The sequence below is a fragment of the Rhodoferax sp. LB1P47 genome (assembly GCF_056521445.1).
In genome coordinates, this window is sequence record NZ_JBWMAU010000017.1 from 25,807 (window position 1) to 47,947 (window position 22,141).

A 22,141-nucleotide genomic window follows, 5' to 3' on the forward strand; every position below is an offset into this window, starting at 1 on the left:
CCGCATTCTATTTCCATGCTGGATGAATAATTCTGAATTTATAATTATGAATAAGATAAACTCTGCTGCAACGCAGCAAAGCCCAACCGATATGAGCCACACAGAACCTGAATTCAGCCCCGCCAGCCTCGACGCCTGGGCCAAAGCCGCCGCCAAATCGGCCCCGGGTGGTGACGTGTCGGCGCTAGACTGGCACACGCCCGACGGCATCACCGTCAAACCGCTGTACACCGCCGAAGACGTGGCGGACCTGCCGCACACCAACACTTTGCCTGGCTTTGCCCCCTACATCCGTGGCCCGCAGGCCACCATGTACGCGGTGCGCCCCTGGACCATTCGCCAGTACGCAGGCTTTTCTACCGCCGAAGAATCCAACGCCTTCTACCGCAAAGCCCTGGCCGCAGGCGGGCAGGGCGTGAGCGTGGCCTTTGACCTGGCCACCCACCGGGGCTACGACAGCGACCATCCGCGCGTCACCGGCGACGTGGGCAAGGCGGGCGTAGCCATCGACAGCGTGGAGGACATGAAGATTCTGTTCGACCAGATCCCGCTGGACAAGGTGAGCGTGTCCATGACCATGAACGGCGCGGTGCTGCCGGTGCTGGCAGGCTACGTGGTGGCCGCCGAAGAGCAGGGCGTAAGCCAGGACCAGCTCAGCGGCACCATCCAGAACGATGTGCTCAAAGAGTTCATGGTGCGCAACACCTATATCTACCCGCCCGCGCCCAGCATGCGCATCATTGGCGACATCATCGCGTACACAGCGCAGCACATGCCGAAGTTCAACTCGATCTCGATTTCGGGTTACCACATGCAGGAGGCTGGGGCCAACCAGGCGCTGGAGCTGGCTTTCACCCTGGCCGATGGCAAGGAATACGTCAAAACCGCGCTGGCCAAGGGTCTGGACGTGGACGCCTTCGCGGGCCGCCTGAGCTTCTTCTGGGCCGTGGGCATGAACTTCTACCTGGAGGTTGCCAAGATGCGCGCCGCCCGCCTGCTGTGGTGCCGCATCATGACCGGCTTTGATGCCAAAAGCCCCAAGAGCCTGATGCTGCGCACCCACTGCCAAACCAGCGGCTGGAGCCTGACCGAGCAAGACCCCTACAACAACGTGGTGCGCACCACCATCGAGGCGATGGCGGCGGTGTTTGGCGGCACGCAAAGCCTGCACACCAACAGCTTCGACGAAGCCATTGCCTTGCCCACCGAATTCAGCGCCCGGATAGCGAGAAATACCCAACTTATCATCCAGGAAGAAACCCACATCACCAGCGTGATCGACCCCTGGGCCGGCAGCTACATGATGGAAAAGCTCACCCAAGACATGGCCGATGCGGCCTGGAAGATCATCGAAGAAGTCGATGCTATGGGTGGCATGGTCCGGTGCGTGGACAGCGGCTGGGCCAAGCTGAAGATCGAAGCCGCCGCCGCCGACAAGCAAGCCCGTATCGACAGTGGCAAGGATGTGATCGTCGGCGTCAACAAGTACAAACTGAAGCTTGAGGACGCGATTGAAACCCGCGACATCGATAACGTGGCGGTGCGCGACGGCCAAATCGCCCGCCTGCAAAGTATCAAGCAAAAACGCGACCCAGCGCAGGTGGAGTCTGCGCTGGCAGCTATCACTTTGGCAGCAAAAAGCGATGGATTGGGAGGCACCGCAAGCGGTGCGGGCAACCTGTTGGCCCTGAGCATCACCGCCATCCGCGCCCGCGCCACCGTGGGCGAAGTCAGCGACGCGCTGGAAAAAATCTACGGCCGCCACCGCGCCGACACCCAAATGGTCACCGGTGTCTACGCCGCTGCCTACGACAGCGCCGAAGGCTGGGAAGCCCTGAAGGGCGAGATAGCCGCTTTTGCCGAGAAAGAAGGCCGCCGCCCCCGGGTGATGGTCAGTAAACTCGGCCAGGACGGCCACGACCGGGGTGCCAAGGTCATCGCCACCGCCTACGCCGATCTGGGCTTCGATGTAGACATGGGCCCGCTGTTCCAAACCCCCGAGGAATGCGCCCGCCAGGCGATTGAAAACGACGTGCACGCCGTGGGTGTCTCCACCCTGGCCGCAGGCCACAAAACCCTGGTCCCCGCCATCATTGCCGAGCTCAAAAAACAGGGTGCGGACGACATCATCGTCTTCGTTGGCGGCGTGATTCCCCGGCAGGATTACGAGATGTTGTATGAGGCGGGTGTGAAGGGCATTTACGGCCCGGGCACGCCGATTCCGGCCAGTGCGAAGGATGTGCTGGAGCAGATCAAGAAGGCGTGCCGGTGACCCCAGCCCAGCTGGTGCAGGCGGTGCAGGACGTGCGTATGGGCGATGCCGCCGTGCAGCGCCGCGCCATCGCCAAGTCCATCACCCTGCTCGAATCCACCCGCGCCGACCACCGCGTGCAGGCGGATGAACTGCTGACGGCCTTGTTGCCGCACACGGGGCAATCGTTCCGCCTCGGTATCAGCGGCGTGCCGGGTGTGGGTAAATCTACTTTCATCGAGGTGCTGGGCCTGCACCTGATAGCCCTGGGCCACCGCGTGGCGGTGCTGACCATCGACCCGTCCAGCACGCTGTCGGGTGGTTCCATTTTGGGTGACAAGACGCGCATGGAAATGCTGTCGGTGCACCCGCAGGCCTACATCCGCCCCAGCCCCAGCAGCGGCACGCTAGGGGGCGTGGCGTCGATGACCCGTGAGGCCATGCTGGTCTGCGAGGCGGCGGGCTATGGCGTGGTGATGGTGGAAACTGTGGGTGTCGGCCAGTCTGAAATGGCCGTGGCGGGCATGACGGATATGTTTGTGCTGATGCAGCTGCCCAATGCGGGCGACGACCTGCAAGCCATCAAAAAAGGCGTGATGGAAGTAGCCGATCTGGTAGTGGTCAACAAGGCCGACATCGACCCCCTTGCCGCCCAACGCGCCCAGTTGCAAATAACAGCCGCCATGCAGTTGCTGGGCATGTTTACCGCGCACAGCGATGCCCATTGGCGGCCCCAGGCCCTGCAACTCAGCGCGCTGGCAGGCCAGGGTATCGACAGTTTTTGGGCTGCCGCCCTGCAATTCAAACTTCTACAGACCGGCAACGGCCTGTGGGCCAGCCGCCGCCAGCAGCAGTCGCTGGCCTGGATGTGGGAGCGCGTGGACGCGGGCTTGAAGCTGGCTTTTCACCAAAACCCCGCTGTCCTTGCCCAACTACCCAGCATTCTGCAAGACGTGGCGGCAGGCCGCACCCCGGCCTCGGTTGCGGCACGAAATCTATTGTTGGCGCATATTCCATCTGCGCAAGCAGCTATTAATAACGGAGCAAATAACCCATGCAAGACATCCTCGACCAGTTAGAAGCCAAACGCCAGCAAGCCCGCATGGGCGGGGGCCCAAAGCGCATTGACGCGCAGCACAGCAAGGGCAAGCTGACGGCCCGCGAACGCATCGAGTTGCTGCTGGACGAAGGCACGTTTGAAGAGTGGGATATGTTTGTAGAGCACCGTTGCACCGACTTCGGCATGCAAGACAACAAGATTCCTGGTGACGGCGTGGTCACCGGCTACGGCATGATCAATGGCCGCCTGGTGTTCGTCTTCAGCCAGGATTTCACCGTGTTTGGCGGCGCGCTCAGCGAAGCCCATGCCGAGAAAATCTGCAAAATCATGGACCAGGCGATGAAGGTGGGCGCACCCGTCATCGGCCTGAACGACTCCGGCGGCGCGCGCATCCAGGAGGGCGTGGCCAGCCTGGGCGGCTATGCCGATGTGTTCCAGAAAAACGCCATGGCCAGCGGCGTGATTCCGCAAATCAGCATGGTGATGGGCCCCTGCGCCGGTGGCGCGGTGTACAGCCCGGCCTTGACCGACTTCATCTTCATGGTCAAGGACAGCAGCTACATGTTCGTCACCGGCCCCGAGGTGGTCAAAACCGTGACCCACGAGGAGGTAACCGCCGAGCAACTGGGCGGCGCCATCACCCACACCACCCAGAGCGGCGTGGCCGACCTGGCGTTTGACAACGATGTGCAAGCGCTGCTGATGCTGCGCCGCCTGTACAACTACCTGCCGCTGAACAACCGCGAAAAAGCCCCGGTGCGCAAGAGCGGCGACCGCGCCGACCGCATGGACTTCAGCCTGGACACCCTGGTGCCCGAGAACCCCAACAAGCCCTACGACATGAAGGAGCTGATCCATAAGACCGTGGACGACGGCGACTTCTTCGAGATCCAGCCCGAGTACGCCAAAAACATCCTCATCGGTTTCGCCCGCATGGAAGGCCAAACCGTGGGCATCGTGGCGAACCAGCCGCTGGTGCTGGCCGGGTGCCTGGACATCAAGAGTTCCATCAAGGCGGCGCGTTTCATCCGCTTCTGCGATGCCTTCAACATCCCCGTCATCACCTTTGTCGATGTGCCGGGTTTCATGCCCGGCACGGCGCAAGAGTACGGCGGCATCATTAAGCACGGTGCCAAGCTGCTGTACGCCTACGCCGAGTGCACCGTGCCCAAGGTCACCGTCATCACCCGCAAGGCCTACGGCGGCGCATATGACGTGATGGCCTCCAAGCACCTGCGCGGCGATGTCAACTTCGCCTGGCCGAACGCCGAAATCGCCGTGATGGGCGCCAAGGGCGCGGTGGAAATCATCTTCCGCGAGGACAAGGGTGACCCGGCCAAGCTGGCGGCCAAAGAGGCGGAATACAAAGCCCGCTTCGCCAATCCTTTCGTTGCCGGGGCACGTGGTTTCATTGACGACGTGATCTTGCCGCATGAGACGCGCAAGCGGATTTGCCGTTCGCTGGTGATGCTGGCGAGCAAGAAGGTGGAGAACCCTTGGCGCAAGCACGGGAACATTCCGCTGTGATGTTGAATGTGCGCCGCTGGGTGGGGTGCCGGATTGGGCTGTCTGGACGCTTTGCTGCGTGTCCCCCGGCCTGCGGCCTCCTCCTTTACCTTCGCAAAACGTCCAGACAGCCCACTCCTCAACAGGCGTGCGGAGTGCTGTTTGAGAGTCGAGCAGCCAGCACCCGCGTAGCAACGGGTGCGGTGTGCCTGTCGCAGCGAGGTAAAGGAGGAGGCCACAGGCCGGGGGGCACGAGTGGCGGCAGGTACGCCGCGCCCGTTGCGGATTCCGCCCACGGTACCCGCATCCAAAAACCAAAAAATAGGACAAATCCATGTTCACCAAAATTCTGATCGCTAACCGGGGCGAAATCGCCTGCCGCGTCATCCTCACCGCCCGCAAAATGGGCATCAAAACCGTGGCCGTGTACTCGGATGCCGACAAGGAAGCCCGCCACGTAGCGCTGGCCGACGAGGCGGTGCACATCGGCCCCGCGCCCAGCCGTGACAGCTATTTGCAGGCCGACAAGATCATCGCTGCCTGCAAGGCCACTGGTGCGCAGGCGGTACACCCCGGCTACGGCTTCCTGAGCGAGAACGCCGGATTTGCCAAACGGGTGGAAGAAGAGGGCATTATTTTCATCGGCCCCAAGCACTATTCCATTGCCGCGATGGGCGACAAGATTGAATCAAAAAAGCTAGCGGGTGCCGCAGGTGTGAACTGCATCCCCGGCGTAAACGATGCCATAGAAACGGCTGAACGCGCGGTGGAAATCGCCCAAGGCATCGGCTACCCGGTGATGATCAAGGCCAGCGCGGGCGGCGGCGGCAAGGGGCTGCGGGTGGCCTATAACGACAAAGAGGCGCTAGAGGGCTTCACCAGCTGCCGCAACGAGGCCCGCAACAGCTTTGGCGACGACCGGGTGTTTATTGAGAAGTTTGTCGAAGAGCCCCGCCACATCGAAATCCAGCTGCTGGGCGACAGCTTTGGCAATGTGATTTTTCTGAACGAGCGCGAATGCTCCATCCAGCGCCGCCACCAGAAGGTGATCGAAGAAGCGCCGTCGCCCTTCATCACCGAGGCGACCCGCAAAGCGATGGGCGAGCAAGCGGTTTTGTTGGCCAAGGCGGTCAAGTACCAAAGCGCGGGCACGGTGGAGTTTGTGGTTGGCAAGGACCAGAGCTTTTACTTCCTGGAGATGAACACCCGCTTGCAGGTGGAGCATCCGGTGACCGAATGCATCACCGGCCTGGACCTGGTGGAGCTGATGATCCGTGTGGCGGCGGGCGAGGCGCTGCCGCTGACCCAGGCCGAAGTGAAACGCGAAGGCTGGGCGATAGAGTGCCGCATCAACGCCGAAGACCCGTTCCGCAACTTTCTGCCCTCTACCGGCCGCCTGGTGCGCTTTCAGCCGCCCAAAGAAACCATGTTTGCCTCGAACACGGACCACTGGCAGGGCGTGCGAGTCGACACCGGTGTGCAAGACGGCGGCGAGATCCCGATGTTCTACGACTCGATGATCGCCAAGCTGATCGTCCACGGCACGGACCGGCTGGACGCGATTGCCAAAATGCGCGAGGCACTGAACGGCTTTGTGATTCGTGGCGTGGGCAGCAACATTCCGTTCCAGTCCGCCCTGCTGGCGCATCCGAAGTTTGTGGCGGGCGACTTCAACACCGGCTTCATCGCCGAAAACTACGCCGCAGGCTTCCGTGCCGAAGACGTGCCGCATGACGACCCCGACTTTCTGGTGGCCCTGGCCGCCTTTGTGCACCGCCGCTATCTGGAGCGGGCCAGCGGTATCAGCGGGCAGGTGGCCGGGCACGAGTTTGAAGTGGGCGAGGCTTTCACCGTGGTCTCTTTGGGCGCGGCTGGCAAGACCGAACACACCCCGGTGAGCGTGGTAGATTTTCAAGAGAAAACCGGCTCTAGCGCAGTATCTATAGGCGCTAAAAGCTATCAATTGTGTAGCAATTCACAGTTTGGCGCGGTCCGCATCCACGGCACGTGCAACGGCAAGCTATTCACCGCGCAGGTGGAGCGCGGCGGCAAGAACCCGCTGGCGCTGCGGGTCAACCACAACGGCCGCCAGCTCGATGCCCTGGTGCTAACGCCCCGCGCCGCCGAGCTCTACACCCTGATGCCGTTCAAGGCGGCCCCTGACATGAGCCGCTTTGTGCTGTCGCCCATGCCCGGTTTATTGGTGGATGTGGCGGTGGCGGCGGGGCAAAAAGTGCAGGCTGGCGAGCGCGTGGCGGTGATCGAGGCCATGAAGATGGAAAATGTGCTGTTCGCCATCCACGATGGCGTTGTAGATGCGGTGTTGGCCACCAAGGGAGAATCGCTCTCTGTAGACCAGCCGATTGTTCGTTTTCTTTGAGAAATTGCCATGAATACTTTGACCCAAGAGCGCCCCGTGACCCTGCACCGTCCCAAGGCCGCCCCCGTCGTTACCACCACCGATGAGCGCTGGCCGCTGGCCGCTGTGGAGGCGCTGTTTGAGCTGCCGTTTCTGGATTTGATGCACCGTGCCCAAACCGTGCACCGCGAAAACTTCCCCCAGGGCGACGTGCAACTGTCCACCCTGTTATCCATCAAAACCGGCGGCTGCCCCGAAGACTGCGGCTACTGCCCACAGTCGGTGCACTACGACACAGGGGTCAAGGCCACCAAGATGCTGGGCGTGGACGTGGTGGTGGCAGCGGCTAAGGCCGCCAAAGAAGCCGGTGCCACCCGCTTCTGCATGGGCGCGGCCTGGCGCAGCCCCAAAGACCGTGACGTGGACAACGTGGCCGAGCTGGTCAAGGCCGTGAAGGCCCTGGGCATGGAAACCTGCGCCACCCTGGGCATGCTGGAAGACGGCCACGCCGCCCAGCTCAAAGACGCGGGCCTCGACTACTACAACCACAACCTCGACACCGCACCCGACTTTTACGGCGACATCATCGACACCCGCGTCTACCAAGACCGGCTGGACACCCTGAACCGCGTGCGCGGCGCAGGTGTGAAGGTGTGCAGCGGCGGCATCGTCGGCCTGGGCGAAACCCGGGCCCAGCGCGCCGGGCTGATTGCCCAACTGGCCAACCTACAGCCCAGCTACCCAGAATCCGTGCCGGTCAACAACCTGGTGCGCGTAGAAGGCACGCCGCTGGCCGACACGCCACCGCTGGACCCGCTGGAATTTGTGCGCGTGATCGCCGTGGCCCGCATCACCATGCCCACCACCCGCGTGCGCCTGTCTGCCGGTCGCCAGCAAATGGGCGAAGCCGTGCAGGCCATGTGCTTCCTGGCCGGGGCCAATTCCATCTTCTATGGCGACAAGCTGCTGGTCACCGGCAACCCCGATGTGGAAGCCGACCGCAGCCTGCTGGCCAAGCTGGGCCTGCCCACCAGCGGCATGCTGGCCCAGGCGTAACGGGCATGGCGCGCCCCTTCAAGGTGCTGGGCATCCAGCAAATCGCCATTGGCGGGCTGGACAAACAACGCCTGCGCACCCTGTGGGTGGACATGCTGGGGCTGGAAGTCACCGGTAACTTTGTCAGCGAACGCGAGAACGTGGATGAAGACATCTGCGCCATCGGCAGCGGCCCGTTCAAGGTTGAGGTCGATCTCATGCAGCCGCTGGACCCGGACAAGAAACCCGCCGTCCACACCACCCCGCTGAACCATGTGGGCCTGTGGATCGACGATTTGCCGATGGCGGTGGCGTGGCTCACCGCGCAGGGCGTGCGCTTTGCCCCGGGCGGTATCCGCCAGGGCGCGGCGGGTTTTGACATCTGCTTCTTGCACCCCAAGGCCAGCGCCGAATTCCCGATTGCCGGGGAGGGCGTGCTGGTCGAGCTGGTGCAGGCCCCGCCCGAGGTGGTGACCGCGTTTGCACGGCTGGCAGGTTGATTTTTATATTGCTATAAAATTAATAGCTGCTTCCGCATGTTCTATATGCGCTAGCGGCCTAAAATGCACCTAGACCTTGCCGACGGGGTGGGTGTTGTTTAAATCGGTGGCGGTGCGCAGCATCTCGGCCACGCCGTCGCCGTCATCATCGGCAAAGTCGGTGGCGATGGTTTGGAACTGCCCGTCGATGGCGCTGAAGGCGTCCACGATGTCGGGGTCAAAGTGCGTTGCCCGGCCCTTGTGGATGATGTCGCGGGCCTCTTCGTGGCTGAAGGCGCGTTTATAGACGCGTTTGCTGATCAGCGCGTCGTACACGTCGGCCAGCGCCATGAGCCGGGCCGAAATCGGGATCGCATCGCCTCGCAGCCCCTGCGGGTAGCCCGAGCCGTCCCACTTTTCCTGGTGGCTCAGGGTAATTTCCTTGGCGTAGCGCAAGAAGGGCATTTGCTGGCCCTCCTCTTCCTCGGCATGCACCAGCGCGGCATGGCCCAGCGTGGTGTGGGTTTTCATGATCTCGTATTCGCCGTCGTCGAGCTTGCCGGGCTTGAGCAAGATACGGTCGGGGATGCCGACCTTGCCGATGTCGTGCAGCGGGGCCGATTTGTACAGCGACTCAATCGCCGCATCGCTCAGCTCGGACGCAAAACGCGGGTGGTTTTGCAGGTGGATGGCCAGCGCCTTGACGTATTTTTGCGTGCGGCGCAGGTGGTTGCCGGTTTCGTTGTCGCGGGTTTCGGCCAGCAAGGCCATGGCGCGCACCGTGATGTCCTGGATGGCAACGATCTCGCGGGTGCGTTTTTGCACCTCTTGCTCCAGGTAGCGGCTCTGGTTTTGCAGAAAGTCGCGGGCCAGCTTGAGTTCGATGTGGTTGCGCACCCGGGCCATCACCGTGGCCGGGCTGATAGGCTTGGTGATGTAGTCCACCGCGCCCATGTCGAGGCCGATTTTCTCGTCCTCAGTGGCGCTCATGGCGGTCAGGAAGATCACCGGAATATCGGCCGTGTTGGGGTCGGCGCGCAGGCGGCGCAGCACCTCGTAGCCGTCCATGTCGGGCATCATGATGTCGAGCAGGATCAGGTCGGGGCGGCCGTCGGCGCTGGCAATTTTCAGGGCCCGCTCGCCACTGGGGGCCAGCTTGACGCGGTACTCGGTGCGCAGCAGGCTGCTCATCAGCGACAGGTTGTCTGGCGTGTCGTCTACGACCAGTACGGTGCGCTTTTCGCCCGGATCCAGTGGATTGCTCATAGTGGGTGTCCTGGTTCAATGCGGCAGCGGTTGGCTATGCATGGGGGGGTTATTGGACTTTGAGGCCGTTCAGCTGCCAGGCTGAGCGGTTGTAATAGATCTCGTTGTGTAGCACCGGCACTGCGTCAAACGGGTAGACGATGAACAGCGGACCTTTCTCGCGCACCGGCATCGGCTTGCCGTTCATCAGGCGGGCCACGATGGGGTCAAACTTGTTGGCATCTTCAAACGGGATGTCGGTTTTGTAGTCGTTTAGCGCAATGGCCACAATTTTGCTGCCTTTGGCCCCGGCAGCGGCCAGCACGTCACGCAGCAGCGGGCCGGTAAAACTCATGGGCTTGGGATACCACGGGGTTTGGGTGGTAATGGTCTTCTGCGGCAGCTTCTCCAGCATCGGCATGTCGAAGCTGGCATGGGCACCGTTATTGGCCTGGGTGACGGCTCCACTGACGGTGAGTACAACATTGCCGACCGGCTTGTCCAGGGCCATAGCAGCGGCGCTCCACAGGGCGATGGTGGCAACACATATCCGTGCGCTGCACGATGAAAATCGCATGCTGTGTTTCCCTGTAATTGCCCCTGTGAGGGAGGCTGATAGTGTCGCAATTTGTTACGGTCAACTATAGCAAGGGATGCCGGTGCGGTGTGGGGTAAACCACTGCTTTGTGGTGCCTGTTTGTGTTCAGGGGACTGGCGTGGCGCGCTGGGCGCGGGCTCGGGCCAGGGCTGCGGCGATGGCGGCTTTTTTGGGGTCGATGGCGGGCGTATCCACGGCTGCGGGGGGCGCTAATTCTTCGGGGTTTTTAGGGCTCTGCCGCTTATCTGTATTGAGTCTGTCGCTATGGTTAGCGTAGCGGGTGCGAGCGTGCTCGGCCTCAGCGTCGGACCATGCGTTCCAGCCGGTGTGGCTGCCGCTGGCATTCAGCATCTGGATGCAGTCCACCGGGCAGGCGGGCAGGCAGAGTTCGCAGCCGGTGCAGTGCGCGGGGATCACGCTGTGCATGCGTTTGTTGCTGCCAAATATCGCGTCGGTGGGGCAGGCTGCAATGCACAGGGTGCAGCCTATACACCACGCCTCGTCGATCACCGCCACGGTGCGCACGGCTTCCTCGCCAAAGGCGGGGTTCAACGGCAGTGCAGGCTGGCCGGTCAGGGCTGCCAGCCGGGCAATGCCCTCGGCCCCGCCGGGGGGGCATTGGTTGATGGGGGCCGCGCCTTGCGCAATCGCCAAGGCGTAGGCCGCGCAGTCCGGGTAGCCGCAGCGCGTGCACTGGGTTTGTGGCAGGGCGGCGTTGATGCGTTCGGCCAGCCCGGATGCGGTGGGTGCTGGTAACAGGATCAGACCTTACGCTTGGCGGTTTTCTTTACCGGCAGCTTGGCCGAGGCGTGCGGGGCGGTTGCCACGGCTTCGGCCATCGTCACGGCCGGCACGGGCACTACGGCGGCAGGTTTGCTATCGGCTACCGTCACGGTGCCGGTGTTGTGCGCCTTGATGAAGGCCTTGACCTCGGGGTACACCACATCGCGCCAGCGGCGGCCACTGAAGATGCCGTAGTGGCCTGCGCCTTCGGCTTCCATGTGGTGCTGCTGGTTGGCGGGGATGCTGCTGCACAGGTCGTGTGCGGCACGGGTCTGGCCAGAGCCGGAGATGTCGTCCAGCTCGCCCTCTACCGTCAGCAGTGCGGTGGTGGTGATGTCTTGCGGCTTGACCAACTCCAGCGTGCCGTCCACGCCACGCACGCTCCAGGTGCCGTGCACCAGATTGAAGTTTTGGAACACGATGGCGATGGTTTCCAGGTAGTAGTGCGCATCCATGTCCAGTACGGCGTTGTATTCGTCGTAGAACTTGCGGTGTACTTCTGCGCTCAGGTCGTCGCCCTTGACCAGGTCTTTGAAGTAGTCGAAGTGGCTTTTGGCATGGTGCTGGGGGTTCATGGCCACAAACCCGGAGTGCTGCAAAAAGCCAGGGTAGACCTTGCGGCCCGCGCCGGGGAAGCTGGCGGGTACTTTGTAGATCACATTGTTTTCAAACCACTCGTAGCCCTTGTTCATGGCCAGGTTGTTCACGGCGGTGGGCGATTTGCGGGCGTCGATGGGGCCGCCCATCATGGTCATGGTCAACGGGGTGAGTTCGCCGCGCGAGGCCATCAGCGACACGGCAGCCAGCACCGGCACGGTGGGCTGGCAGACGCTCATTACGTGGCAGTTGCCGTAAATGCCTTGCAGGTGGCGGATGAACTCCTGCACGTAGTTGACGTAGTCGTCGAGGTGGAATTCACCTTCGCTCAGCGGCACCAGGCGGGCGTTTTTCCAGTCGGTGATGTAGACCTTGTGGTCTTTCAGCATGGTTTTGACGGTGTCGCGCAGCAGCGTGGCGTAGTGGCCGGACAGCGGGGCCACGATCAGCACGGCGGGCTGGCCCTTGAGCTGGGTCAGGGTGTGGATGTCGTCGGTGAAGCGCTTGAAACGGCGCAGTTCGCAAAACGGCTTGTCGATTTCCACCCGTTCATGGACCGCCACCTGGGTGCCGTCTACGTCGATGGTTTGCAAGCCAAAAGCGGGCTTTTCGTAGTCTTTGCCTAGGCGGTATAGCAGGTCGTAGCCCGCCGACACGCGTTGTGACATGGCATTTTTGCCCAGCGGCGACAGCGGGTTGCTGTAGAGCTTGGAAGCGGCTTGCGCAAAATCAGCAAACGGCTCCATCAATGCGCGTTGGGTTTCGTAGATTTGGTAGAGCATGGCGACCTAAACGTGGGGGAAAGAAATGTTGCAGTGCAATATAGCAGTGGAAGAGGGCGATTTATTGGAGTGATAACACCAATATGGCGCACCCTCATGCCTGTTTTAGGTGCGATGGGACTCAGAATTCTTAAAGCAAGCCGGATGCGATGTTGATCGTCAACGCCAGCAGCGTGGTGTTGAAAACGAAGGCCAGCACGCAGTGCAGCAGCCCGGTGCGGCGCATGGCCGAGCTGGTAAAGCCCACGTCGGCCGTCTGGCCCGAGGTGCCGATGATGCAGGCAAAGTACATAAAGTCGCCGTAGTCGGGCGTGTCGGTGCCCGGAAACGCCAGGCCGTCTGGCTGCTTGCGGGCGCGGTTGGCGTAAAAGTCGTGGGCGTAGTGCAGGGCAAACATCACATGGGTAAACGCCCACGAGGTGGCGATGGTCAGGCTGGTGAGGCCAATGTGAGCGTAGCGCAGGCTGCCGTGCAGATCCTTGGCCACCGCCAGTTCGGCCACGATGGCCCCCAGCGTGGCCAGCGCGGCCAGCACCACCAGGGCCAAAATGGTCAGCCGCCCTTCGTCTTGCTGTTGGGCGCGCTTGCGGATGGTGTCAACGTCGGCCCGCAGCATCATGCGCGCGGCCAGCAGCAGGTACAGGCAGGCAAACACGTTCCAGCCAATGACCAGCCGCGTCACGGTGAGCAGGTCCGGCACTTCCGCTAGCCCCAGCGTGGCCAGCACGCCCACCATTCCGGCGGCAAACAGGCGGGGCCGGATGCGGATATGGCGCAGAAGCGCGGAGCGGCGGGGGGCATGCATGGGTACGATTTTAGGGGCTCCATACCGCCCTGGCTTGGCTTGACGGGGGCGTTTATCCAGACGAAAACACCGGTAGCTGCGCTACTATCGTTCCACCCAGTTAACCAGGCGGCACACCAGTATGGACAGCAATAACAGCGTGAAATTCGCCGACAGCGCCGCGCAACCCGGCCAGTCGGGCCGAGCCTCGCGTTCCAGGCCGCATGGGGCGCGGCGGCGCTGGTCGGCGGTACTGTGGGCTCTGCTGTTTGCGGCGCTGGGCTTGTTTCTGGTGGGGCATTACCCGGTGGCTCCCTGGGCCGTGGGCCTGGTGTTTGTGGCCTGCTGCGTGGCTTTTTTTGTCTGGCCCGACAGCTGGTTGGTTGCCGTGCCGCTGCTGCTGCCGCTGATTGGTTTTGCGCCGTGGACCGGCTGGATCACTTTTGAAGAACTGGATCTGCTGGTGCTGGCGGCGGCGGTGGGAGGCTATGCGCGCTTGGCCTGGCCCCCGGCCGGTGCTGTGCCGGTGGCCCGCCAACCGCGCAGTTCGGCGGGCGCATGGCTGCTGGCCGTGCTGTTTGCGGCCTCTACGTTGGTGGCCCTGTGGCGTGGAGTGGCCGATGCGGGGGGCTTCAGTTTTGGCTGGTACCAGGGCTACCACGAGCCGATGAACAGCGTGCGCCTGGCCAAAAGCTTTTTTCTTGCCCTGCTGGTGATACCGCTGTGGCGGGCTGCGGTGGTGCGCCGGGGCACGCAGGCATCGACCTGGCTGGCGGTTGGCCTGATGCTGGGGCTGGCGGCTGCATCTTTGGCTGCGGTGTGGGAGCGGATGGCCTTTGTGGGCCTGTTCAACTTTTCTACCGATTACCGCACCACGGCGCTGTTTTGGGAGATGCACGTGGGGGGCGCGGCGCTGGACGGGTTTTTGGCCCTGCTGTTGCCGTTTGTGCTGCGCGAGCTGTTCGTGGCGCACTCCACCCGCCGCTGGGGAGCCGTGGTGGCGTGCCTGGCTTTGGCGGCCTATGCCAGTTTGACGACGTTTTCACGCGGGGTGTATCTGGCGGTGCCCGTGGGCTTGGCCGTGACAGTGGCCTTGTGCGTGCTGAACGCACGCCGCAGTGCCACCACCACCACAACTACCGCCATAGGGGGCGCAGCTCCGCTGAGTCTGGGTGCGGGGGCGGTGCTGGTGGTTTTGTTTGCTGCCGCGATTTTGTGGGTTTTTCCGTCTAGCGGATACCGAGGGCTGCTGGCCTTGCTGGGGGCTGCGGCGGTGCTGATGCCGCTGGCCGGTGTGCTGCGCCGTTTCAAGGTGGGTGACTGGAGCGTCGCGTTGTTTGCCGGTGTGCTGCTCAGTCTGGCGGTATGGGCAGGGACGATGCTGGGTTCCAAGGGCTCGTACCTGGGCTACGGTATCTGCCTGCTGTTGGCGCTGGGCTTGCTGTTTGCCAGCCGCAAAACCGCCGTGGCGGTGCCGGGCCAGCGGGTCCGCGTGGGCCTGGCAGCGCAGCTGGCGATGGCTGCTTACTTGGCGGTGCTGGTGGCGACATGGCAGGTGGCTGCGCACTGGGGCTATGCGCGGGGCGGCGAGGCGATGCTGTTGGTCGCTGCGGGTTTTCTGTTGCTGGCAGTGGTGTCGGGGGCTACTCCCAAAGCTTTGTGGCCCGCCAGTACCCGCTGGCATGCCACGACCTGGGCGGGCATGGTGGTGGCGGGGGGCATTGTGGGTGTTTTTGGCGGCGGCGCGTATATGGGCGAACGCTTCTCCACCACCCACAATGACCTGGCCAACCGTGTGACCCACTGGGAGCAAGGCTGGAACATGCTCACCGCCCCGCTAGACCCGGTGCTGGGCAAGGGCATGGGCCGCTACCCGGCCAGCTACTACCTGACCGGCGCCGGGACCGAACATCCGGGCGACTACCGGCTGAAAAATGAGAACGGAAACAACTATCTGGTGCTGGGCGGTGGCCAGCAAAAATACATGGGCTGGGGTGAAATTCTGCGCGTCTCGCAACGCATGCGTGCGCCAGAAGGCCCGGTCACGGTGGGCTTGCGGGTGCGCACGGCATCGGCCATCAGCCTGCACCTGGAGGTGTGTGAAAAGCATTTGCTCTACAACGGCACTTGCTTTATCGGCGGGGCCGCTGTCAAGCCCATGCCGGGTGTTTGGCAAACGCTGCGGATTCCTTTGGCGGGCAAGCCATTGGCCGGCAGCGGCGGGGTTGCGCCTCGGCTGGTGGTTTTTTCGATTGCCACCGGCACCCCTTTGGGACTGCTGGACGTGGACAACCTCCAACTGACGGGCCCTGACGGCCGTGAGCTGCTGGACAACGGCGACTTCACAGAGGACCTGCAACGCTGGTTTTTCTCCAGTGACCGCAACCATATGCCGTGGCACATCAAAAATCTGTTCATGAACGTGCTGTTTGACCAGGGCGCTGTGGGCTTGCTACTGTTCTCGGCCATGTTGCTGGCCGCCCTGTGGCGGGTGTCTGTGGGCTCCGCCAAAGACCACCCCCTGGCACCGGGCATAGGTGGCGGCCTGGTCGGCTTTGTGCTGGTGGGCCTGTTTGACAGTCTGGTCGATGTGCCGCGCCTCGCGTTTGTGTTTTATCTGGTGCTGCTGCTGGGCTTGACGGTGCGCCAAACCACTGCTGCTAGGCCTCCCTTGCCCAGCCGCTCCACGCGGGTATGAGCAGCCTGCGCCTGCGCATCCTCGGTGTGCTCACCCTGCTGCTGTGCGTGGTGGGTGCGGCCAGCTTTGTGGCCAGCTCGGCCTTGTTGGATCGCAGTATGGCTACGTACGAGCAGCGGGCCGGGCAAGAGCAGTTTTTGCGGGTTGCGCTGGGTTTACGCCAAGAGGTGGCCGCACTGGTGCGCACGGTACGGGACTATGGCATCTGGGATGACACCGCCCAGCATCTACAGCATGCCAATCCGGTCTATTTGGCGCAGAGCTATACGGTGGACTCGCTGCGCAATATCGATGTGGACTACGTGGCGTTTTTGACCTTGGATGGGCAGCTCCACTCCAGTGTGGACGTGCGCAGCGGGCAGGTGGTACCACTGCGGGCGGATGATGCTGCCGTGCTGGCGGCGGCGACAGCCCTGCTGGCCCTGGCTCCGGCTGTACGGGAGTTGGGTGGCGATTTCAAGCGGTCGGTGGATGACCTGCCGGTGTTGCTGGTGTTTAGTCCAGTGCGTTTGCGGGTGGGCACCACCCCTACGGTGGGCTGGATGGTGATGGGGCGGGTGTGGCATGCGCAACGCTTGACCCAGTTGGAGCGGCTGACCGGGGCACAGTTCCATCTTCAAGGTCCGACCGGGGCGGCACGGAATACGACCCACCCGACTGTATTGACGGATGCCAGCGGTGCAAGTCCGATGCATTTGGTGGTTGACACCTCTTTGGGCTTCAATGGACAAAAAAACACTTGGCAAGGCCTGCTGCTGGCCAACGCGCTGATTTTGGTGGTGCTGGGCGTGCTGGCCGTGGTGGTGCTGCTAGACCGGCTGGTGCTCAAGCGGCTGGGCCAGTTTGCCCAGCTGGCACGCAGCCAGCGCACCACCGATGCCGCCCTGCTACAGCCCTGGCCGGTGCGCGGCAACGACGAACTCGACGACCTGGCCCTGTCGCTCAACACGATGGTGTTGGCCTTGGGCGCGGCCCGCATGGGGCTGGAGCGGGATGTGCGCACCGACGCACTGACCGAACTGGGCAACCGCCGCCTGCTGTACGAACAGCTCGACCATTTGCTGGCCCAACAGCACCGCCAGCCCGGACTGATCCTGGCCGTACTGCTGGTGGACCTGGACGACTTCAAACTCATCAACGATTCTCTGGGCCACGATGCAGGCGACTTTTTGCTGATCTCCATCGCCCGCTCGCTGGAGCAACTGGTGTGCGGCAGCGATGTGGTGGTACGCCTGGGCGGCGATGAATTTGCGCTGCTGTATGTGGCCCAGTCGGACGAGCTGGGGGTGCGCCACTTTGCCGAGCGGGTGCAGGAGGCGATTGCCCAGACCCGTGTCTACCAGGGCTCCAGCCTCACCGTGAGCTGCTCCATCGGTGTCAGCTACGCCTGCGGCCAGGCCGATAAAGACAGCCTGATCCGCAACGCCGACCTGGCCATGTACGACGCCAAACAGGCCGGCAAAGGCCGTTGCAGCTTCTACACCGATGCCATGCTGGGCAATGTGCAAGAGCGCATGCTGCTGGAGCAAAAACTGCGCGAATGCCTGCGGCTGGACCGGCTGGAGGTGTGGTTCCAGCCCATCGTCGATGCCCGCACCGGCGCGGCCCCGATGCTAGAAGCCCTGGCCCGCTGGCCGTTGGAGGGCGGCGGTTTTTGCCCGCCCGGCAAGTTCATCCCGGTGGCCGAAGAGTCGGGCCTGATCATGGCGCTGGGCATGTCCATCGCCCGCAAAGTGGTGGCCGCCATGCCGGCGCTGCTGGCGTTGAACCCGCAGCAGATCGTCAACATCAACCTGTCGGCCAAGCAGCTGATGAGCACCACGCTGGTCCATGAGATGTGCGCCCTGGTGGATAGCCACGGCGTGCCCCGGGCCTGCGTGCATTTCGAGCTGACCGAATCGGCCGTGGCCAAAGATGTGGAGCTGGCCAGCCTGCACATGGCCAACCTGGCGCAAGCGGGGTTTCACCTGCATCTGGACGATTTTGGCACCGGCTACTCGTCGCTGCACCGGCTGCAGACGCTGCCGTTTTCCACCCTCAAACTGGACCGCTCGTTTGTTATCCAAGTAGGCTTTGGCGATGTGCGGATTGCCAAAATCATTCTGGCGCTGGGGGCTGAGCTGGGCATGGACGTGATTGCCGAAGGGATCGAGACCGAAGCCCAGCGCGACCGCCTGCTGGCCCTGGGTTGCCACTTCATGCAAGGCTACTGGCACGCCCGGCCCATGCCGTTGGTGGAGGTGTTGGCTTGGCTGGAGGGGCGGGTAGTGGAGATCTAACGAGTGCTATATTTTATATAGCTTATTGCGCCGGTGGAGTATGCGCTATCGGTCAATTAGATGCTGAATTATCTAGTCGATGGCAGCCTGGCAGGAGTTCTGTCTTCATTGGGGTACAGTGCCAGCGGCTTAGGTTCAGTGAATACAGCGAACCCGGTGGTCAACACCACAGCGGTGATAACAATTGTGGACGAGCGGGGGGCGGCTTGCGCAAGGTGATACGGCTCCCGCCATTAGAGAAATAAACCATGCAAATTGAAGCGATTCGGCTCAAGAATTTTCGCGCTTTTCAAGATGTCAACCTGCGCGACATACCGCGTTTTTGCGTGCTGGTGGGGGCCAATGGCAGCGGCAAGAGCACGCTGTTTTCGGTGTTTGCCTTTTTGCGCGATGCAATGGCCACCAATGTGACGGCTGCGCTGGGCCGGTTGGGCGGTAGCCGAGGATTTGAGGAGGTGCGCAGCCGGGGCTCCAGTGGGCCGATTGAAATCGAATTAAAGTTGCGCACCACATCTCCTATCGGGCGCAGCCAGCTCATCACCTACGAACTGCATATTGACGAACACAAAGGCCGTCCGGTTGTCGGGCTAGAAATTTTGCGTTATCGCAGGGGGAGCCACGGCAAGCCTTGGCATTTCTTGGAGTTCTCAAACGGTGTGGGCGAAGCCGTCACCAATGAGTTGGATACGGTGACCGACGAGAGTCAGCTCAAACGCGAACAACAAACGCTCAAGAGCCCAGATATTTTGGCGATTAAGGGCTTGGCGCAGTTTGAGCGCTTTCCGGCGGTGGTAGCACTGGGTAATTTGATTGAGAACTGGCATCTGTCGGACTTTCACATCAGCCGTGCACGGCCCGAGGCGGATGCAGGTTATGCCGAGCACTTGTCGCGTGAAGGTGAAAACCTGTCTTTGGTGGTGGAGTATTTGTACAAGAACCACCCTGCTGTTTTTCAGCGAGTATTAGATAGGCTGCGAGCGTGCGTACCTGGTATCAGCAAGGTGGAGGCGAAGACGACGGAGGAAGGGCGGGTGCTATTGAAGTTCCAGGACGGCGCCTTTGAAGACCCGTTTTTAGCCCGTTACGTATCCGATGGAACCATCAAGATGCTGGCCTATTTGGTGCTGTTGTTTGATCCGTCGCCGCATCCTTTGCTGTGCGTGGAGGAGCCTGAGAACCAGCTTTACCCGTCGCTTCTATGGGATTTGGCGGAGGAATTTCGCAGCTATGCCGAGCGTGGAGGGCAAGTGTTTGTAACTACCCATTCGCCTGACTTTCTAAATGCAGTGCATTTGGATGAAGTGTTTTTGTTGGTCAAAAAAGAGGGCTACACCGGCGTCCATCGGGCGAAGGACGATGCACAACTCAAGGCTTATGTAGATGAGGGTGATCAGTTGGGTTACCTCTGGAATAGCGGGTTGTTTGCCGGGGTCCATCCTTGACCGCGCCCGGTATTGCGCATCTGGTGTTTTTTTTGGAGGGGCCGTCCGAGCAAGACTTTTTGAAAGCTTTCTTGCCTGCGTTTTTGCCAGCGCACATCCATGTGCACTACCAGGTATTCCAAGGCAAACAAGACATGGAAAAACGCTTGGCATTGCGCATACGGGGATGGCGCCAAGCCAATACCTGCTTTGTTGTACTGCGCGATCAGGACAGTGGGGACTGTGTTGCCATTAAAAATGGACTGCAACAGCTATGTGCATCGGCGGGCCATCCCCATGCCGTGGTGCGCATTGCTTGCAAGGAGCTGGAAACTTTTTTTGTCGGCGATTGGATGGCCGTTGCTTTGGCGTTTGAGATCCCGGCTTTAGCCAAATTGGGTGCTAAAGCCATGTACCGGCATCCGGACGTGCTGGGCAGCCCTTCGGCTGAGCTGAAGAAACATATTGCGCAGTACCAAAAGCGCGATGGCGCTCGGCGTATTGGCCCCCATTTGGATCCCGCTCGTAATAAGTCTCCGAGCTTTGGGGCGTTTATGCGCTCGATCCAGCAGATTGCCGCTGCAACTGGTCCAGCTCCACCAATGTATTCGCATTGAAAAACGCTTGCGCATCGCCAAACGGCACGCGCACGCAGTGGTGCTGCGCCATCCACTGGCCCACCTTGCGGCCGCCTGCTGCCAAGAATGCCGCCAGACTATCCCGCAAGTCGGTGCGCAGCAGGCAGAAAACGGGTTGCAGGCGCTGCACGCCACTCTCGTCGGGTGCAGTGGCCACCACGATGTCGGCTTGCACAGCGGCTAAGCACGCTACCAGATCCAGCGGAAACAGCGGTGCATCGCAGGGCACAGTGGCCAGATAGGGCGTGGTGCAGTGGGCCAGTCCGGCCAGCATGCCTGCCAGCGGCCCGGCAAACTCCACATCGGCATCCGGCCAGACCGGCACGCCCAACGCGGCGTAGTCGGCTAGATGGCGGTTGGCGCTCAGCATCAGGCCATCGACCTGTGGCCGCAGCCGTTCCAGTGCGTACTGCGCCAGCGGCTGGCCGTGGAAGTCTTGCATGCCCTTGTCCACCCCGCCCATGCGTGTGGCCCGGCCTCCGGCCAAAACCAGGCCGGTGATGTGCGGGAGCTCAACCACCGATGTAGCTCATTTCCACCCGCCGTGCGCCCTGGCCGGTGTCAGCGGGCAGGGCGGCGCGCAGGGCGGAATAGCGGTCGCTGCGGCCTTGCCAAATACCTTGGACGGCGGCGGCCAGGTGGTCGTCGGTCGCGTTGCCGCGCAGCAGATCGCGCAGGTCGTGGCCTTGGGCGGCGAACAGGCACAGGTACAGCTTGCCGTCGGTGGACAGGCGGGCGCGGCTGCAGTCGGCGCAGAAGGCCTGGGTCACGCTGCTGATTACGCCCACCTCGCCGCTGCCGTCGGCATAGGCCCAGCGCTGGGCGGTTTCACCCGGCGCGGTGGGGGCCAGTGGGCGCAGCGGCCACTGGGTTTGCAGGGTCTGGATGACCTCAGAAGAGGGCACCACCTGGTCCATACGCCAGCCGTTGGTGGCACCTACATCCATGTATTCGATGAAGCGCAGGGTGCTGCCCGTGCCCTTGAAGTGCCGGGCCATCGGCAGGATTTCATGCTCGTTGGTGCCGCGCTGCACCACCATGTTGACCTTGATGTGGGCCAGCCCGGCCCTGTGCGCGGCCTCTAGCCCGTCCAGCACGTCGCGCACCGGGAAGTCCACGTCGTTCATCTTGCGGAAGATGGCATCGTCAAGTCCGTCCAGGCTGACGGTCAGGCGCTGCAGGCCTGCGTCTTTCAGGGCCTGGGCTTTGCGGGCCAGCAGCGCGCCGTTGGTGGTCAGGGTCAGGTCCAGCGGTTGGCCATCCGGTGTGCGCAGGGCGGCTAGCTGGGCGATCAAGACCTCGATGTTTTTGCGCAGCAGCGGCTCGCCACCGGTGAGGCGGATTTTGCGCACACCCTGGGCTACGGCGACGCGGGCCACGCGGGTGATTTCCTCGAAACTGAGCAGTGCGCTCTGCGGCAGGTAGGGGTAGTTTTTGTCGAACACCGCCTTGGGCATGCAGTAGCTGCAACGGAAGTTGCAGCGGTCGGTGACGCTGATGCGCAGGTCGTGCAGCGGGCGGTGCAAGGTGTCCAGCAGCGGGCCATCCACCGGCGTGGCCGAGCGCAGCGCCTGCGTGGCTTGATTGCGCTGGTCCAGCAGTGGGATGACGCGGCGCAGCATGGCT

17 protein-coding genes are annotated in these 22,141 nt (G+C 62.4%); 10 read left to right on the forward strand and 7 right to left on the reverse strand.

All coding sequences use genetic code 11. From position 1 onward, the window contains the following. The first annotated feature begins 91 nt into the window (after nt 1-91). The 6 genes from scpA (at nt 92) to AC0969_RS16535 (ending at nt 8,711) form a co-directional block, all read left to right on the forward strand. A complete protein-coding gene (scpA, locus tag AC0969_RS16510; protein WP_479625248.1) occupies nt 92-2,272 on the forward strand; it encodes a methylmalonyl-CoA mutase in 2,181 nt (726 codons plus the stop codon). Further along, nucleotides 2,269-3,330: a methylmalonyl Co-A mutase-associated GTPase MeaB gene (gene meaB / locus AC0969_RS16515; protein ID WP_479625249.1), complete on the forward strand. Its 1,062-nt coding sequence runs from the start codon at nt 2,269-2,271 to the stop codon at nt 3,328-3,330. Before scpA ends, meaB begins: the two co-directional genes overlap by 4 nt. Further along, nucleotides 3,306-4,838: an acyl-CoA carboxylase subunit beta gene (locus AC0969_RS16520; protein ID WP_479625250.1), complete on the forward strand. Its 1,533-nt coding sequence runs from the start codon at nt 3,306-3,308 to the stop codon at nt 4,836-4,838. Before meaB ends, AC0969_RS16520 begins: the two co-directional genes overlap by 25 nt. Nucleotides 4,839-5,151: 313 nt before the next feature. Then, nucleotides 5,152-7,197, forward strand: a complete 2,046-nt coding sequence (locus tag AC0969_RS16525; protein ID WP_479625251.1) for an acetyl-CoA carboxylase biotin carboxylase subunit — start codon at nt 5,152-5,154, stop codon at nt 7,195-7,197. 9 nt (nt 7,198-7,206) lie between these two features. Next, nucleotides 7,207-8,232, forward strand: coding sequence for a biotin synthase BioB (gene bioB / locus AC0969_RS16530; protein ID WP_479625252.1), 1,026 nt, complete (start codon nt 7,207-7,209; stop codon nt 8,230-8,232). A gap of 5 nt (nt 8,233-8,237) precedes the next feature. Continuing rightward, nucleotides 8,238-8,711, forward strand: coding sequence for a VOC family protein (locus AC0969_RS16535; protein ID WP_479625253.1), 474 nt, complete (start codon nt 8,238-8,240; stop codon nt 8,709-8,711). Between the two features lie 69 nt (nt 8,712-8,780). On the opposite strand, the gene AC0969_RS16540 is transcribed toward AC0969_RS16535, so the two are convergent. The 5 genes from AC0969_RS16540 to AC0969_RS16560 form a co-directional block, all read right to left on the reverse strand. Next, nucleotides 8,781-9,956, reverse strand: coding sequence for a response regulator (locus AC0969_RS16540; RefSeq protein WP_479625254.1), 1,176 nt, complete (start codon nt 9,954-9,956; stop codon nt 8,781-8,783). A gap of 49 nt (nt 9,957-10,005) precedes the next feature. Continuing rightward, the gene (locus AC0969_RS16545) at nt 10,006-10,512 is read right to left on the reverse strand and encodes a putative pterin-binding protein (protein ID WP_479625255.1); all 507 of its coding nucleotides are present in this window, start codon (nt 10,510-10,512) and stop codon (nt 10,006-10,008) included. 126 nt (nt 10,513-10,638) lie between these two features. After that, on the reverse strand, nt 10,639-11,292 hold the full coding sequence (locus AC0969_RS16550) for an RnfABCDGE type electron transport complex subunit B (RefSeq protein ID WP_479625286.1): 654 nt from the start codon (nt 11,290-11,292) through the stop codon (nt 10,639-10,641). A gap of 2 nt (nt 11,293-11,294) precedes the next feature. After that, nucleotides 11,295-12,695 (reverse strand): polyhydroxyalkanoate depolymerase, encoded by a 1,401-nt coding sequence (locus AC0969_RS16555; protein WP_479625256.1) that lies wholly within the window; start codon nt 12,693-12,695, stop codon nt 11,295-11,297. 130 nt (nt 12,696-12,825) lie between these two features. After that, complete coding sequence (locus AC0969_RS16560) at nt 12,826-13,500, reverse strand: DUF1345 domain-containing protein (protein ID WP_479625257.1); 675 nt, start codon at nt 13,498-13,500, stop codon at nt 12,826-12,828. 121 nt (nt 13,501-13,621) lie between these two features. Between AC0969_RS16560 and AC0969_RS16565 the strand changes: the two genes are divergently transcribed. The 4 genes from AC0969_RS16565 to AC0969_RS16580 all read left to right on the forward strand — a co-directional run bounded on the left by AC0969_RS16565 (nt 13,622) and on the right by AC0969_RS16580 (nt 20,494). Continuing rightward, complete coding sequence (locus AC0969_RS16565; protein ID WP_479625258.1) at nt 13,622-16,177, forward strand: hypothetical protein; 2,556 nt, start codon at nt 13,622-13,624, stop codon at nt 16,175-16,177. After that, nucleotides 16,174-18,456 carry a putative bifunctional diguanylate cyclase/phosphodiesterase gene (locus AC0969_RS16570; protein WP_479625259.1) on the forward strand — a complete coding sequence of 761 codons (2,283 nt, stop codon included), beginning with the start codon at nt 16,174-16,176 and terminating at the stop codon, nt 18,454-18,456. Before AC0969_RS16565 ends, AC0969_RS16570 begins: the two co-directional genes overlap by 4 nt. Before the next feature lie 248 nt (nt 18,457-18,704). After that, complete coding sequence (locus AC0969_RS16575) at nt 18,705-19,898, forward strand: AAA family ATPase (RefSeq protein ID WP_479625260.1); 1,194 nt, start codon at nt 18,705-18,707, stop codon at nt 19,896-19,898. Further along, nucleotides 19,895-20,494 carry a DUF4276 family protein gene (locus AC0969_RS16580; RefSeq protein WP_479625261.1) on the forward strand — a complete coding sequence of 200 codons (600 nt, stop codon included), beginning with the start codon at nt 19,895-19,897 and terminating at the stop codon, nt 20,492-20,494. The genes AC0969_RS16575 and AC0969_RS16580 overlap by 4 nt, the downstream gene beginning before the upstream one ends. On the opposite strand, the gene mobA is transcribed toward AC0969_RS16580, so the two are convergent. Next, the gene (gene mobA / locus AC0969_RS16585; protein ID WP_479625262.1) at nt 20,430-21,035 is read right to left on the reverse strand and encodes a molybdenum cofactor guanylyltransferase MobA; all 606 of its coding nucleotides are present in this window, start codon (nt 21,033-21,035) and stop codon (nt 20,430-20,432) included. The two genes, AC0969_RS16580 and mobA, sit on opposite strands and share 65 nt — an antisense overlap. Continuing rightward, nucleotides 21,028-22,137, reverse strand: coding sequence for a GTP 3',8-cyclase MoaA (gene moaA, locus AC0969_RS16590; protein ID WP_479625263.1), 1,110 nt, complete (start codon nt 22,135-22,137; stop codon nt 21,028-21,030). The genes mobA and moaA overlap by 8 nt, the downstream gene beginning before the upstream one ends. Nucleotides 22,138-22,141 lie beyond the last annotated feature (4 nt).